The following is a 14,983-nucleotide window of genomic DNA, read 5'->3' on the forward strand; positions in this document are numbered from 1 at the left end:
TCCGATCAGCCACGCCCGGTGGAGCCAAACCCACCCGCACCACGGGTGGTTTCGGTCAATGCATCAACCAACTCGTATCCGGCCTGAACCACCGGGGCGATCACCGCTTGCGCAACGCGATCGCCATGTCCAACGGTGAACGGCTCGGAACCAAGATTGATCAGGATCACGCCAAGCGGCCCACGATAGTCGCTGTCTATCGTCCCCGGAGCATTGACCAGAGTTATACCGTGCTTAGCGGCCAGGCCCGAACGGGGACGGATTTGCATCTCATACCCGTCTGGGATCGCAACACGCAGACCCGTGGGGACAATACAACGCTCCATTGGGGAAAGAGTCAGACCCTCTGCACGCTTTTCAGCTGGGAAATTGGCACGCAGGTCAGCACCCGCCGCACCAGCAGTTTCATAGCTGGGCAGAGCGACAGCAGGGTCTGCGCCTTCAGCGTGTACGACTTTAATCTGTGGCATCTGCCCCTCTTTTTTCTTGTCCCAAATATCCCCGCCGGAGGCACAAAATCTACCCGTCCAACGCCTCAGCGATACGCGCAGCCAGTTGGCGCGCCACGTCATCCTTACCCATGCGCGGCCAGTCTTCGGTTCCTTGATCCGTAATCAACGTCACGTCGTTTTCCGTACCACCCATGATACCCGTTTCCGGACTGACATCATTGGCGACGATCCAGTCGCAGCCCTTACGCTCGCGCTTCGCGGTGGCATGTGCAATCACGTCGTTGGTTTCGGCAGCGAAACCCACCACAAGCTCAGGACGTCCTTTTTTCATCTGGCTAACGGTGGCCAGAATGTCGGGGTTTTCGGCAAACTCCAGAACCGGCAGGCTGCCTTTTTTGTCTTTCTTGATCTTCTTGTCCGAGGCCGATGCCACACGCCAATCCGCCACGGCAGCAGCAAACACAGCGGCGTCCGCAGGAAATGCGGCTTTGACCGCTTCCAGCATGTCCTGCGCGCTTTGGATAGCGACAACTTTCACGCCGCCCGGTGGCGGTACGTCCGCGGGTCCGGTAACAAAAGTGACATCAGCTCCGAGCGCCGACAGCGCCCGCGCCAAAGCCGTGCCTTGTGCGCCGGAAGATCGATTGGCGATATAACGCACCGGGTCAATCGGCTCATGCGTCGGGCCCGAGGTGACAACGACGTGCTTGCCCTTGAGGGGGCCATCCATCAACGCAGCTTCTACTGCCGCGACAATCTCAAGCGGTTCGGACATGCGTCCTGGGCCGTACTCGCCGCAGGCCATAGGGCCTTCGTTCGGCCCAACGAACAGCACGCCATCGTCTTTCAATGTCGCAACGTTGCGCTGGCACGCGGGGTGTTCCCACATCCGCACATTCATCGCGGGCGCAACCAGCACACGCTTATCGGTGGCCATCAGCAGGGTCGAAGCCAGATCATTGGCAAGCCCGCCCGCCATCTTGCCCAATAGGTCCGCCGTCGCCGGAGCCACGACCACCAGATCAGCCGCGCGGCTCAGCTCGATATGGCCCATCTCGGCCTCGTCCGTCAGATCGAAAAGCTCGGTATAGACTTTCTGCGCGGACAGACCCGAGGCAGAAAGAGGCGTCACGAATTCCTGTCCCGCCTTCGTAATCACCGGTGTGACCTCGGCCCCGCGTTCACGCAGACGGCGGATCAGGTCCAGCGACTTAAACGCCGCGATCCCGCCCCCAATGATCAAAAGGATATGTTTGCCAGCCAGCATATGCGTCCCCTTACTAGGTTCTTCAAACAGTTAAGGGACCGGGGCGGTGTGATCAATGGTCAGTTGGGTGCGAGTTTACTTGAAGGCGTCGCAAGGATCATCACGGATCACGGCAGGCGCATCATAGACCAGGTCAAACCCGCCTTCCGGTCGTACCCCATCCTCGGACTGACCGACCGAGATAACACGCAACCCCGGCTGCACGCGCTGCAGGTAAGACGCCACGCCCCAGTCGGCACGGGCATGTCCATTACCGGTTATCACGACGACGGGGCCATCAGCGTTTTGCGCCGATTTCTGTAGGGCCTCCAATGTCACGCGCGCCAAAGTGGCGTCGCGCAGGCGCTGCACTTCGACCATGCCGCCCAGCGCAACGCGGGGCATGGCTTCGCAATGGGCGTCAAACTGTAACTCGATCCGTTGATCATGTTGGTCCGTCGGCAAGGGATCGGACAGCCCGAATGCCTGAACATCGCCTTCGAAATGCGCGGCAACACCGTCCTTGTAGCTTGCACGCGCCACCTCGCGCGTGACGCCTGCGCCATAGACCAGCGCATCGCTCGCGGTAAAGATTGGCAAGTACATCGCATAGTCCGGCCAGCCATTTTCAGACCATTGGGCCGAGTAACCGGCCGGATCCGCCACCAAATCGCTTGCCTCATCCGGTGTCAGCATCTCGACCACCAAAGCGCGCGGTTGCAAGTCCGCGATAATCTCAGCCTGTACGTGATGGTGGGTCGGATTGTCGTGAGTCTCGCCCAAGACAACCACGTCGGCTTGCCGCATCAGCGCGAAATCGGCGGTGGTCGGTCCAGCATCCGTCGCGTGTGCCGCTAGCGGCAGCATAAGCGCCATCAAAAACAAACCTGAAATCATAGGTGCAGGCTAGGGTCATGCGCGACGGTGCTCAAGCGCTTTCGCCTTGGCGGACACCGTGTCGTGGTGTTAGTCAATCGCCATGACGGTTACACTTCCCTCTTTGACACTCGTACTCGGCGGCGCTGCCTCTGGCAAATCGGATTACGCCGAGCGGTTGGTGCTTAGCACCGGCCAACTGCTGGCCTATATCGCCACCGCACAGGCTTTCGATGACGAGATGGGCGCGAAAATCGAACGCCACCAAGCCCGCCGAGGCGGCAACTGGCGCACCATTGAAGCCCCTTTGGAGATCGGTCCCGCACTGACCGAGATCAGGGCGGACGAGGTGGTCTTGCTGGACTGCGCGACCATGTGGCTGTCCAACCAGATGGGCGCCGATCTGGCCTTAGCCGAAGCCGAGGCTGGACTGTTTGCATCACTCACATCATGCAAAGCCCCCGTCGTCATAGTCTCGAACGAGGTTGGCACGGGGATCGTGCCTGAAAACGCGCTGGCCCGCAGGTTTCGACAGGCACAAGGTGAGCTTAATCAAAGACTTGCCCAGCGTGCAGATCTTGTGATCACCGTTATGGCGGGGCTTCCCCTGACGCTGAAAGGCACATTGCCAGCCGGTGCGCCATGATCGGGCCGGTCAGTTGGTGGTGGGTGCGCCATGGGCCGACCCATGCGAAAACGATGGTCGGCTGGCGCGATTTGCCTGCGGATTTGTCGGATACAGACGCAATCAATCGGCTGTCCAACGCCCTGCCCCAAGACGCAGCATTGGTGTCATCAGATTTGAGCCGAGCAATTGCCACCGCAGATGCCATCCAATCGACCCGCCTTCGGTTGCCCCATCGCGAAGCGTTACGAGAATTTCACTTTGGCGATTGGGACGGTTTGCATTGGCAGACGGTCTCGGACCGCGACCCAGAGCTTGCACGCGCGTTCTGGGAAGACCCCGGCGATCACGTTGCACCTGGTGGTGAAAGTTGGAACCAGCTTGCCGCGCGTGTCTCGGGTGCAGTTGATCAATTGAATCCCCAAGGGCATCGGCATGTGGTTGCGGTGGCCCATTTCGGCGTCATCCTGACCCAGATCGCGCGGGCGGGCGATATGACCCCCTATCAGGCGCTCGGTCACAAGATCGACAACCTCTCTGTCACGCGACTGGATTGGGACGGGCGGGGCTGGTCAGTGCATTCCATCAATCACCTGCCTTGATCGCATTCGTCACAAATGACGATTTGCCTGCGGGCGCATGCGCGCTACGGTCATCGCTATGACCTATGATTTGTATATCGGTGACCGCACGTTTTCGAGCTGGTCCCTGCGCGGCTGGCTGATGTTTGAGAAGTTCAACATCCCAGCCCGCACCCATCTTGTCGGGCTCTATTCGGGCACCATGAAAGACGATCTAATACCATTGGCACCGGCCCGTCTGGTCCCTGTGATGCGGACACTAGAGGGAACAGTCGTCGGCGATACACTCGCCATGGCCGAGACATTGGCAGAACGCCACCCGGACGCCGGTATGTGGCCGGCCGACCCGTCGCAGCGTGCCACCGCCCGCTGGATGACGGCCGAGATGCATTCTGGCTTTGTCGACTTGCGTACCGACTGCCCAATGCAGCTTTTGGGGCAGTTAACCGAATTTAACCCGTCGGAAGGTGTAAGAGCGGATCTTGAGCGGATCGAAACGCTGTGGGGAATGGCACTAGATACCAACGACGGGCCATGGTTGTTTGGCAGCTATTCGCTGGCGGATGTGTTCTTTGCCCCAGTGGCTGCGCGGATCGCGGGTTTTGGCCTGCGGGTTTCAAACCCCGCACAAAAATATGTTGAAACTCATCTGTCTGACCCAGCCTTTCGGCGCTGGCGAGCGCTTGGTTTGACCAAAACCTACGATCCCGTGCCGTATATCGACGGCCAACCCATAACCGCATGGCCCGGACCGATACCGCGCCCCGCAACGCCGTCCGACGGGCCATCGCTCAACGCCAAATGCCCGTACTCTGGCGATCCTGTCACAGATTACCTTGAGATGGACGGTCAGGTTTGGGGGTTTTGCAATCCAACATGCCGGGACAAGACCTTGAACGACCCAGAAGCATGGCCTGCGTTCACGAAGATGGTTGCCGCTCACAAAGGTTAAGAATGATTAACCTTTCAGTAACCACGTAGCACTAGGCTCATCCCCAAAACGTAGGGTTGAGCATGGTTTCCCGGATTAACACCGTCGCATTCGAAGGTATCCGCGCAAGACTGGTCGAGGTGCAATGCGCACTTTCGCCCGGCTTGCCCAGCTTCGCCATCGTCGGCCTGCCCGACAAGGCCGTGTCAGAGGCACGCGAGCGTGTGCGCGCGGCCCTTTCGGCTATGTCGGTCGCGCTTCCGCCCCGGAAAATCGTTATCAACCTGTCACCTGCCGACATACCAAAGGAAGGCTCGCATTTCGACCTGCCCATCGCGATGGCCCTATTGGCAGAGGCCGGTATCATCCCGAAAGAAGACATCGCCGATGTGGTCGCATTGGGGGAACTTGCACTGGATGGCTCGCTTCTGCCGGTAACCGGCGCACTACCCGCCGCCCTTGCCGCCGCCGAGCACGATCTGGCGATGTTTTGTCCAAGAGACTGCGGATCCGAGGCCGCCTGGATCGGTGCCACACGCGTTCACGCCGCTTCCTCCCTCGCCGCGGTTCTTCAGCACTTCTCAGGACAGGCCCCCCTGCAGGTGGCCGAACCGGGAAACGTCTCGGTCGACGCCGTTGGGAAGGACTTGCGAGACGTGAAGGGTCAGGAGCGGGCGAAACGCGCGTTAGAAATTTCCGCTGCCGGACGTCACCACTTGTTGCTTGTCGGACCTCCCGGTTCAGGAAAATCCATGTTGGCGGCCCGCCTGCCCGGTATTCTGCCCCCGATGTCACCCAGCGAAGCGCTTGAAACCTCGATGATACACTCTGTTTCGGGCTTGCTTGAAGGGGGTGGCATCTCGCAGACCCGTCCTTTCCGAGCGCCGCATCACACGGCCTCTATGGCCGCGATGGTCGGTGGCGGACGCGGAGCAAAACCGGGAGAGATCAGCCTGGCCCATAATGGCGTCCTGTTCATGGATGAATTCCCAGAGTTCAGCCGTCAGGTCTTGGAAACGCTTAGACAGCCGCTGGAAACTGGCGATGTCACAGTTGCGCGCGCAAATGCGCATGTACGATATCCCAGCCGCTTCTTGCTTATCGCCGCCGCTAACCCTTGCAAATGCGGGCACCTGACCGATCCCAACCGGGCCTGCAACCGCGCGCCTTTATGCGGTGAGGATTACATGGGGCGCATCTCGGGGCCGCTTTTGGACCGGTTTGATATGCGGATCGAGGTGCCACCGGTCATGTTTCAAGACCTCGATCTTCCAGCGAATGGCGAGCAATCACATGCGATCGCCGCCCGCGTAACCTCAGCGCGCGCCATTCAGACTGACCGATATGCCGACCACCCCGACGTGACAACCAACGCCGATATCGAAGGTGAAATGCTGGCCGAAGTCGCAAATCCGGACACCGACGGCCGGGATATCCTTGTCAAAGCCTCAGAGCGGTTCGGCCTATCTGCGCGTGGGTATCACCGGATATTGCGTGTGGCGCGCACCATTGCTGATCTTGAGGCTGCCCCGGATGTGACCAGAAAACACATCGCTGAAGCACTTAGTTTTCGCCTGGTGTCGCATCGTGAAACTGTCGGCGGATGAAATCTGCGGTCCGGCGCAGCGCGACGCGCGCCTCTGGCAAGTATCCATCCTGAATAACCCATACATGCGGTGCATCGGGCCATTCATCCAACTCGACCTTTCCGCCAGCAGCTTTTAGCACCCGCGCCATGCGCAAGCTTTCGTCGCGCAAAATCTCGGTGGACGAGAACTGGAAAAATGCCGGTGGAGGGGCATGAAAATCATAGAGGATCGGCGACGCCAAAGCGTCATCCGCCGACTGCCCGCCAAGGTAATTATCAACAACAAGATCGCGCCGCTCTGCAGGCAATAGTGGATCACACGCCTTGTTTTCCTCAAATGAGGGCGAGGTGAACCGCAAATCCACAATTGGCGAGAAGGCAAAAACAGCGCGTGGGCTGGGAAGGACGCCTTGTGCTTTGGCAAGCACCGAAAAGACCAGCCCGCCGCCTGCGCTGTCCCCTCCGAAAATGATGTTGCCGGGGTCGTAGCCACGATCAATCAACGCCTGAAAGGCCGAAAATCCATCGTTAACCGCAGCTGGAAATCGATGTTCTGGCGCTTTTCGATAATCCGGTGCGCAAACCGGTAAGCCGGTAAGCCACGCCAGACGGGCCAAGAGTTTGCGATGCGTTTGGGGCGACCCAGCGACAAACCCGCCACCGTGAAAGTACAAAATTACCCGATCCGAGGGGGCGGGCCGGGTTGCCGGGCGTGACTCGATCCACAGTGCAGACAGCGTGTCTGTAAGATGAATGTCTCGGTACCACGCAAATGGCGGAGCGCGAAAAATCCAGTTTCCAGCAAACTCCAACTCTTTTCGCGCAAATCTTAGATCTTTAAGATGTCGCAAACGTGTTTTCACAAACAGCCGCGAAAACACTTTCGCCGCTGTCAGTTGAATGCTCATGCCCGGCGTGCCTCGATCGCCTGCCAGATTTTTTCCGCAATATTGACGTCATCAAAGCGTTCCAGCTCCTGAATGCCGGTTGGAGAGGTCACATTGATTTCGGTCAGATAGTCACCAATCACATCGATCCCGACGAAAATCTGGCCCTTCTCGCGAAGCAGAGGCCCAATGGCGGCGCAGATCTCTTGATCTCGCTTGGTCAAACCAATCTTTTCGGGCCGCCCGCCAACATGCATATTGGATCGTGTCTCACCGGCGGCAGGTACACGGTTGATTGCCCCTACGGGTTCACCATCAACTAAGATGATCCGCTTATCGCCATTGGACACATCGGGCAGAAACTTCTGCGCGATCAACGGCTCGCGGTTAATGCCGGCAAACAGCTCGTGCAACGAGGCAAGGTTGCGATCATTTCGATCAAGTCGAAACACTCCTGCACCACCATTGCCATAAAGTGGCTTCAGGATGATGTCTCCATGCTGTTCCTTGAAAGCCTTAATAGTCTCCAAGTCGCGCGCAATCATTGTCGGTGGCGTCAAGTCCTGAAACTGTAACACCAGCAATTTCTCGGGATAATTCCGCACCCAGAACGGATCATTCACAACAAGCGTGTCGGGATGAACCATGTCCAACAAATGCGTGGTGGTGATATAGCCCATATCGAATGGCGGATCCTGACGCAGCCAGACCACATCCATGTCCGCCAGATCGACATCGGTCAGATCGCCAAGTGCGAAGTGGTTTCCTTGCTCGCGCCGGACAGTCAGGGGCCAACCACGCGCCATCACCCGACCTTCACGGTAGCTTAGTTGATCCGGCGTGTAATAAAACAGCGAATGGCCACGGGCTTGCGCCTCTTCGGCAATACGAAACGAGCTATCGGCATTGATATCGATGTGATCAATCGGATCCATCTGGATAGCGACTTTAAGCGACATGGCACATTCTCCTGACTTTTCCCTTACATGGGACAGAGAAGTCGAATGCGCAATGGGCTTCAATATGCCATCGCGTTCTCGATGATATAAGTCTCACCCTGCGCGTTAACCAACGCCACGTCAAAGCGACTTGGGGTCAACTGGCCTTCCGGTTCAGCTTCAAGAAACTCACATGCAGTCGCATAGATACGCTCTAGCTGAGATTTCGTGATCCGCTCTGCCGCGCGCAGAAAGTCACGCGATCTCTTGACCTCAACGAACACGACCGTGTCACCCTCGCGAGTGATCAGATCGACCTCTCCGTGACGACCGCGCCACCGGCGCGCGGTCACTAGATGCCCGCGACGTGTATAATCTGCCTCCACGCATTGTTCAGCCGCTTGCCCCGACAGATAGGACTTAAGGCCGCTCATTTTGCCTTACCTAGCTCAAGAGCTGCTTGATAAACTTTGCGGCGTGGAAGTCCCAACGCATTCGATACCGCGTTCACCGCGTCTTTCATCGACATGTCCTGCATCGCGTGTTTCAACATATCCTCCATCGCGCCTTCATCCTGCACCTCTGCTGCGCGGTTCAGAACAACCACGATTTCGCCTTTGATTGGGTTCTTTTCCAGCCCTTCAGTCAATTCGGCAACCGTTCCACGCTTCACTTCCTCAAACTTTTTGGTCAGTTCGCGGCAAATCGCTGCTTGGCGTGTGCCTTGCCCAGACGAACACAATTCACCTAACAATTTCTGAATGCGTTTCGGACTTTCGAAGAATACCAACGTCGCCGGTATTGGCAAAAGTTCGGCCAACCATTTGGCGCGGGCACCTTTTGTTGAGGGTGGGAACCCCGCAAACAAGAACCTGTCTGTTGGAAGCCCAGACAGGCTGAGCGCAGCCAGTGTCGCCGAGGGGCCGGGGATAGCCGTCACCATATGCCCTTGCGCCACCAGCTCGCGTGCCAAAGCAAACCCTGGATCGGCAATCAATGGGCTGCCCGCTTCGCTAACATAAGCCACGGATTTACCGTCAGAGATCAGCTTCGCGATCCCGGCGCGCGCTGCTTGACTTGAGTGATCATGGTAGGGGATCATCTTTCGCCCACTCAGTGCAACTCCATGAATATCCATCAATTTTCGAGCTGTTCGCGTGTCCTCGGCGGCGATCACATCGGCGGAGGCAAGCGTATCGAGGGCACGCAAAGTAATATCACGAGCGTTGCCGATTGGTGTCGCCACCAGATAAAGGCCTGCATCAAGCGGAGCGGTTTGGGGTTTCACACTGGACCTGTCTGTTGTTGAAGCTATGATACCGGGGTCTGTTAACGCAGTATTGTACCGCGCCCGGGAAAGGATTTTATTATGTTCTCCGTTTTCACTCGTACTCGCAAGGCGTTGGGGGCAGTTACTGCCTCGCTAACTCTGACAGCTCTTGCAGCGTGCGGCATCCAAGGCCCTCAAACCGGGCAGAACATCAATCCTGGCAAACCGATTCCCGTGGCTCTGTTGGTGCCCGGCGGGTCTGGGTCGGCCAATGACGCCAGTCTCGCGGCCTCGTTGGAAAATGCAGCCCGTATGGCGATGTCCGAATTGTCTGGGGTCGAGATCGATCTGCGCGTCTACAACACCGCCGGAAATCCGACGATTGCGGCCAACAAAGCGGCTGAAGCGGTTCAGGACGGTGCTAAAATCATCCTTGGGCCGGTATTCGCACAAAGCGCCAACTCTGCTGGTCTTGCTGTCGCCAGCCGGAACGTCAATGTGCTGAGCTTTTCGAACAATCCAGATATCGCGGGTGGCAATGTCTTTGTGCTTGGAAACACGTTCCAAAACACCGCGAACCGCCTTGTCCGTTATGCCGCACGCAGCGGCAAGGGTCGTATCATGATCCTGAACGGCAATGATCAGGCTGAGAACAAGGGGCGTGCAGCCATCGAATCCGCGATTGCAAATTCAAGCGCAACACTTGCTGGCACGGCATCCTACGAACTGACACAGAATGGGATCGTGAATGCGCTACCGACGATCAGCTCGAAAGTGAAATCCTCTGGTGCGCAATCGGTGTTCATCACCTCCGGCACATCTGGAGCACTTCCGTTCCTTGCCGGGTTGTTGCCGGAAAATGGCGTGAGCCCAGCCACCACCCAATTTATCGGATTGCAGCGTTGGGACATCCCGGCAAATGCGCTTGCGCTGCCTGGCATCCAAGGCGGATGGTTTGCGTTGCCTGATCCGGGCCTGTCAAATCGCTTCGCCAGCCGTTATCGCGCCCAGTACGGCGCGGCACCTCATCCGATTGCCGGGCTGGCCTATGACGGCATCGCTGCGATTGGTGCGCTTGCGAAATCCGGACGCTCGAATGCTCTGACAAGCACCGCGCTTACTCAATCTCAAGGGTTCGTTGGTGTGAACGGCATCTTCCGCTTGCTGCCCAATGGCACCAACCAACGCGGTCTGGCCATTGCCCAAATTCAAAACAATCAGGCCGTCGTGATTGACCCTGCACCCAGAAGCTTTGGCGGTGCCGGGTTCTGAACCCAGCCGGGAGGCTTTTGCCCCGGTCCCGGACCTGATCTGCGCGGCGTCGGATATTTTCGACGCAGCCGTGCTTTGGAAACAGCTAAATGTCGAATTCGAGGATGCCAAAGATGCAGCTGCCGTGCGCAACTGCACGGTCGCAGCACTAAAAACCGCACTTAACTCCGGGCGGGAACGTATTGCCACCGCCCTGTCCGAGCATCCCTTGCAGGCCTATCCCGCCATCGCGTCCTATGCCTATCTGACTGATTGTGTTGTGACCTTTGTCTATCGGGTCGCGGTGGAAAAACTGCATCGCATATCAAACCCCACCGCATCCGAACGGATCGCGTTACTAGCGGTTGGTGGATATGGACGAGGCGAAATGGCGCCGCAATCGGATGTCGACCTGTTGTTCCTGACGCCCTACAAAATCACCCCTTGGGCTGAGAGCGTGATCGAAAGCATGCTTTATATGCTGTGGGACCTGCGCCTGAAAGTCGGCCATGCGTCACGTACCATCGATGACTGTCTGCGTCTGGGTCGCGAGGATTTCACCATCCGAACGGCTCTGCTGGAAAAACGCCCCGTTTGCGGAGACGGCGACCTTGCGCAGGAACTCAGCGACCGACTTTGGTCCGATCTGTTCAAGAACACGCTGCCCGAGTTTATCGAAGCAAAGCTGGCCGAGCGTGATGCACGCCACAAAAAGCAAGGTAATCAGCGGTATCGGGTTGAGCCCAATGTGAAAGAGGGCAAGGGGGGATTGCGCGACCTTCAAACGCTCTTCTGGGTAGCCAAGTACCAACATCCAGTAGCGAGACCTGAGGATCTGATTTCGAAGGGCGTGTTCACGGAAGATGAATTTGCGACCTTCCGTGCGGCCGAAGAATTCTTGTGGGCCGTCCGCTGCCAGCTTCACCTTGTTACACGCCGCCCATCAGACCAACTGACCTTCGACCTTCAGGTCGAAGTGGCTGACAGGCTGGGCTTCAAAGACACGGAAGGCAGACGCGGGGTTGAACACTTCATGCAGGCCTATTTCCGCCACGCCACGCAGGTGGGTGATCTGACGCGTATCTTCCTGACAGCGCTTGAGGCCGCACACCTGAAGAAAGAACCCGCCCTGATGCGCCTTTTGAAACGGCGCAAACGGGTGAAGGCGGGTTACGTGGTCAAACATGGCCGACTTGCCCTGACCAATGACGCGAAATTCCTGTCCGACAAGCTGAACATCCTCCGACTGTTCGAGGAAGGACTGCGCACGGGCATGTTGATCCACCCAGATGCCATGCGGCTGGTGTCTGCCAATCTTGATCTGATTGATGACGAGATGCGCAACGACAAGGAAGCCAACCGGATTTTCCTGGACATGCTGCTGAAACACGGCAACCCCGAACGCGCGCTGCGCCGGATGAATGAACTTGGCGTATTGGGGGCGTTTATTCCTGAATTTGAGCCCATCGTCGCAATGATGCAATTCAACATGTATCACTCGTACACTGTGGACGAGCACACGATTCAGGTGATCTCGAACTTCACGCAGATCGAACGGCATGAGCTTGGGGAAGAGCTGCCCATCTCGACCGAGATCATGGAGCGTGGCGTCAATCGCAAGGTACTGATGGTGGCGATGCTGTTGCATGATATCGGTAAGGGCCGCCCGCAAGATCATTCGATCCTTGGGGCGCAGATCACGCGCAAAGTAGCACCTCGGCTAGGACTGAGTGCCAAGGATTGCGAAACCGTTGAGTGGTTGGTGCGATATCACCTCTTGATGTCGGATATGGCCCAGAAACGCGACATTGCTGATCCACGCACAGTGCGCGATTTCGCCAAGGCGGTGGGCACGATGCAGCGGTTGGAACTACTGACGGTTTTGACCGTTTGTGATATTCGCGGGGTTGGGCCGGACACATGGAACAACTGGAAAGCCACGCTGATCCGTACACTTTACAACCAGACCCAAAGGGCGCTGGAAGACGGGATGGAGGATCTTAACCGTGCCTCGCGCGGGACTGAAGCCAAACGTGCACTGCGCCAAGAACTGTCAGACTGGTCGGCTAAAGATCTTCGGGCCGAAACATCCCGTCATTACGACAGTTACTGGCAAGGGCTTCACGTGACGGCACACAAGGTCTTTGCAAACCTTCTGCGTGACATCAAAGATGACGAAGTGCGCGTCGACATCTATGAAGATGAGGAACGCGACGTGACGCGCGTTTACTTCGCTCTGGCAGATCATCCCGGCATCTTCTCGCGAATTGCAGGCGCGTTGACTGCAGTGCGCGCCAACATCGTAGATGCCCGCACCTATACATCCAAGGACGGCTACGCCACAGCCTGTTTCTGGGTGCAGGATGCGGATGGCCACCCGTTTGATGTCGCCCGCAAAGAACGGATCGAAAAGATGATCCACCGCCTGTTGCAAGGCGAAGTGGTCGCCACCCAAGCGAACGCCAACAGCGACAAGCTGAAAAAGCGCGAACGGGTCTTCAAGGTGCCGACCCATATCACCTTCGACAATGAAGGGTCCGAGATTTACACGATCATCGAGGTCGACACCCGGGACCGTCCCGGCCTGCTCTATGACCTGACGCGGACACTCGCCAACACGAATGTTTACATTGCAAGTGCTGTGATCGCGACCTATGGCGAACAGGTGGTAGATACGTTTTACGTCAAGGATATGTTCGGTTTGAAATTCCACGCCGAACACAAACAAAAGCTTCTAGAGCAGAAATTGCGCACAGCAATTGAACAGGGTGCCGAAAGGGCGACAGCATAATGGCCTCCAGACTGGCGCGCAGTTTCTTGACCGTGGGTGGCTGGACCATGGCCAGCCGCATTCTGGGCTTTGTTCGCGACATCATGATCGGGGCGTTCCTTGGCTCATCCGCAATTGCCGAGGCCTTTCTGATCGCCTTCTCCCTGCCCAATATGTTTCGCCGCTTCTTTGCCGAAGGGACGCTCAACGTGGCCTTCGTGCCGATGTTTTCCAAGAAACACGAAGGGGGCGACGGCGCGCTTGAGTTCGCCCGCGATGCGTTTTCGGGTCTGGCCTTTATCCTGATCATATTCTCGATCATTGCGCAGATTTTCATGCCTGCACTGGTTTACGCCATGGCCTCTGGCTTTTCCGCGGATGGCAGGTTCGATCTGGCGGTCACGTTTGGGCGCATCGCCTTCCCCTATATCCTGTTTATCTCGTTGGCGGCCCTGCTGTCGGGCGTGCTGAACGCCACCGGTCGTTTTGTCGCTGCGGCGGCAGCTCCGGTACTGTTGAACGTGATCTTTATCGCCGCGATGTTCGCCGCGTACAGCCTGGGCTATGACATCGGCACGGCGCTAGCGTGGACTGTTCCCGTAGCCGGGATCGCACAAGTCGCACTGGTCTGGGTTGCCGCCAGTCGGGCGGGTTATCGCATCGTACCGCGCATGCCGCATATGACACCCGAACTTAAACGTTTAGCGATTATTGCCGCGCCCGCTGCCCTCGCCGGGGGGGTTACGCAGATCAACCTTCTCGTTGGCCGCCAAGTGGCCAGTTTCTTCGACGGCGCGGTGGCGTGGCTCTATTATGCGGACCGGCTTTACCAGCTTCCGCTAGGGGTGGTGGGCATTGCCATCGGCATCGTGTTGTTGCCGGAACTGTCGCGCAACCTTAGATCAGGCGAAGCCGCCGCCAGCCGCAATGCCTTAAGCCGCGCCGGCGAACTGTCGCTTGCCCTCACTTTCCCTGCTGCGGTCGCCCTGATGATCGTGCCATTTCAACTGATCGAGGTGCTATTTCAACGCGGCGCGTTCACGGCGGATGACACGGCAAATACTGCGCTTGCCACAGCGATCTACGGTGCAGGCCTGCCAGCCTTCGTGCTGCAAAAGGTGCTGGCGTCAGTCTACTTCGCGCGCGAGAACACCCGCACGCCTTTCTATTTCGCGCTTGTCGGCATGGTGGTCAATCTGGTGGTTGCGATCGGGCTCAGCTATTCGCTGGGTTTCATCGCGGCGGCTATCGGAACGACGCTTGCCGGCTGGACCATCACAGGGCTGACCTGGATCGGGGCCGCGCGCATGGGGGAAACAACCCGCTTTGACGCACGCTTCTGGAAACGCTTCTGGCGCACGGCTGCGGCCAGTTGGGCGATGGGAGCAGTGCTTTGGATACTGGTCATCGTGCTCGGTCCCATGTTTGGCCTGCCCGGTCTGGACATTATCGCCCTTGCTGTCCTCGTGATCGGCGGGATCATTGCATACGGGTTTATCGGACAACTCTTCGGCGCATTCCGCCTGTCCGAGATCAAGGCCTCACTGCGTCGGGGATAAGCGAAAACC

Annotated in this window: 14 protein-coding genes; 7 read left to right on the forward strand and 7 right to left on the reverse strand. The window is 57.9% G+C overall.

All coding sequences use genetic code 11. The features are described from left to right. Positions 1-5 precede the first annotated feature (5 nt). From dut to V6N04_RS01925, 3 genes are all read right to left on the reverse strand, one after another. Positions 6-470 carry a dUTP diphosphatase gene (gene dut, locus V6N04_RS01915; protein ID WP_371168424.1) on the reverse strand — a complete coding sequence of 155 codons (465 nt, stop codon included), beginning with the start codon at positions 468-470 and terminating at the stop codon, positions 6-8. Positions 471-519: 49 nt separating this feature from the next. Continuing rightward, the gene (gene coaBC, locus V6N04_RS01920) at positions 520-1,719 is read right to left on the reverse strand and encodes a bifunctional phosphopantothenoylcysteine decarboxylase/phosphopantothenate--cysteine ligase CoaBC (protein ID WP_371168425.1); all 1,200 of its coding nucleotides are present in this window, start codon (positions 1,717-1,719) and stop codon (positions 520-522) included. Positions 1,720-1,794: 75 nt separating this feature from the next. Continuing rightward, complete coding sequence (locus tag V6N04_RS01925; protein WP_371168426.1) at positions 1,795-2,574, reverse strand: ChaN family lipoprotein; 780 nt, start codon at positions 2,572-2,574, stop codon at positions 1,795-1,797. Between the two features lie 103 nt (positions 2,575-2,677). Here V6N04_RS01925 and cobU point away from each other — a divergent pair, with 103 nt between their 5' ends. The 4 genes from cobU to V6N04_RS01945 all read left to right on the forward strand — a co-directional run bounded on the left by cobU (position 2,678) and on the right by V6N04_RS01945 (position 6,318). After that, positions 2,678-3,220 carry a bifunctional adenosylcobinamide kinase/adenosylcobinamide-phosphate guanylyltransferase gene (gene cobU / locus V6N04_RS01930; protein ID WP_371168427.1) on the forward strand — a complete coding sequence of 181 codons (543 nt, stop codon included), beginning with the start codon at positions 2,678-2,680 and terminating at the stop codon, positions 3,218-3,220. Next, positions 3,217-3,801 (forward strand): histidine phosphatase family protein, encoded by a 585-nt coding sequence (locus V6N04_RS01935; RefSeq protein WP_371168428.1) that lies wholly within the window; start codon positions 3,217-3,219, stop codon positions 3,799-3,801. The genes cobU and V6N04_RS01935 overlap by 4 nt, the downstream gene beginning before the upstream one ends. 58 nt (positions 3,802-3,859) lie before the next feature. Beyond that, a complete protein-coding gene (locus tag V6N04_RS01940; RefSeq protein ID WP_371168429.1) occupies positions 3,860-4,732 on the forward strand; it encodes a glutathione S-transferase in 873 nt (290 codons plus the stop codon). 62 nt (positions 4,733-4,794) lie between these two features. Further along, complete coding sequence (locus tag V6N04_RS01945; RefSeq protein ID WP_371168430.1) at positions 4,795-6,318, forward strand: YifB family Mg chelatase-like AAA ATPase; 1,524 nt, start codon at positions 4,795-4,797, stop codon at positions 6,316-6,318. Here V6N04_RS01945 and V6N04_RS01950 read toward each other — a convergent pair. The 4 genes from V6N04_RS01950 to rsmI are packed head-to-tail and all read right to left on the reverse strand — an operon-like array spanning position 6,275 to position 9,412. Then, positions 6,275-7,207: an alpha/beta hydrolase gene (locus tag V6N04_RS01950; RefSeq protein ID WP_371168431.1), complete on the reverse strand. Its 933-nt coding sequence runs from the start codon at positions 7,205-7,207 to the stop codon at positions 6,275-6,277. The genes V6N04_RS01945 and V6N04_RS01950 overlap by 44 nt on opposite strands. Further along, positions 7,204-8,145: a glutathione synthase gene (gene gshB, locus V6N04_RS01955; protein ID WP_371168432.1), complete on the reverse strand. Its 942-nt coding sequence runs from the start codon at positions 8,143-8,145 to the stop codon at positions 7,204-7,206. The genes V6N04_RS01950 and gshB overlap by 4 nt, the downstream gene beginning before the upstream one ends. A 59-nt stretch (positions 8,146-8,204) precedes the next feature. Then, positions 8,205-8,558, reverse strand: a complete 354-nt coding sequence (locus V6N04_RS01960) for a YraN family protein (RefSeq protein WP_371168433.1) — start codon at positions 8,556-8,558, stop codon at positions 8,205-8,207. Beyond that, positions 8,555-9,412, reverse strand: coding sequence for a 16S rRNA (cytidine(1402)-2'-O)-methyltransferase (gene rsmI / locus V6N04_RS01965; RefSeq protein ID WP_371168434.1), 858 nt, complete (start codon positions 9,410-9,412; stop codon positions 8,555-8,557). The genes V6N04_RS01960 and rsmI overlap by 4 nt, the downstream gene beginning before the upstream one ends. Before the next feature lie 81 nt (positions 9,413-9,493). On the opposite strand from rsmI, the gene V6N04_RS01970 reads away from it, so the two are divergent. From V6N04_RS01970 to murJ, 3 genes are read left to right on the forward strand one after another with little or no spacing between them, the layout of a single operon-like run. Continuing rightward, positions 9,494-10,666, forward strand: a complete 1,173-nt coding sequence (locus tag V6N04_RS01970) for a penicillin-binding protein activator (RefSeq protein WP_371168435.1) — start codon at positions 9,494-9,496, stop codon at positions 10,664-10,666. Beyond that, positions 10,626-13,436, forward strand: a complete 2,811-nt coding sequence (locus tag V6N04_RS01975) for a [protein-PII] uridylyltransferase (RefSeq protein WP_371168436.1) — start codon at positions 10,626-10,628, stop codon at positions 13,434-13,436. The genes V6N04_RS01970 and V6N04_RS01975 overlap by 41 nt, the downstream gene beginning before the upstream one ends. Next, on the forward strand, positions 13,436-14,974 hold the full coding sequence (murJ, locus tag V6N04_RS01980) for a murein biosynthesis integral membrane protein MurJ (protein ID WP_371168437.1): 1,539 nt from the start codon (positions 13,436-13,438) through the stop codon (positions 14,972-14,974). The genes V6N04_RS01975 and murJ overlap by 1 nt, the downstream gene beginning before the upstream one ends. Positions 14,975-14,983: the final 9 nt, after the last annotated feature.

Origin of the sequence: Aliiroseovarius conchicola, assembly GCF_041403445.1 — a bacterium.
Classification (GTDB): Bacteria; Pseudomonadota; Alphaproteobacteria; order Rhodobacterales; family Rhodobacteraceae; genus Aliiroseovarius; species Aliiroseovarius conchicola.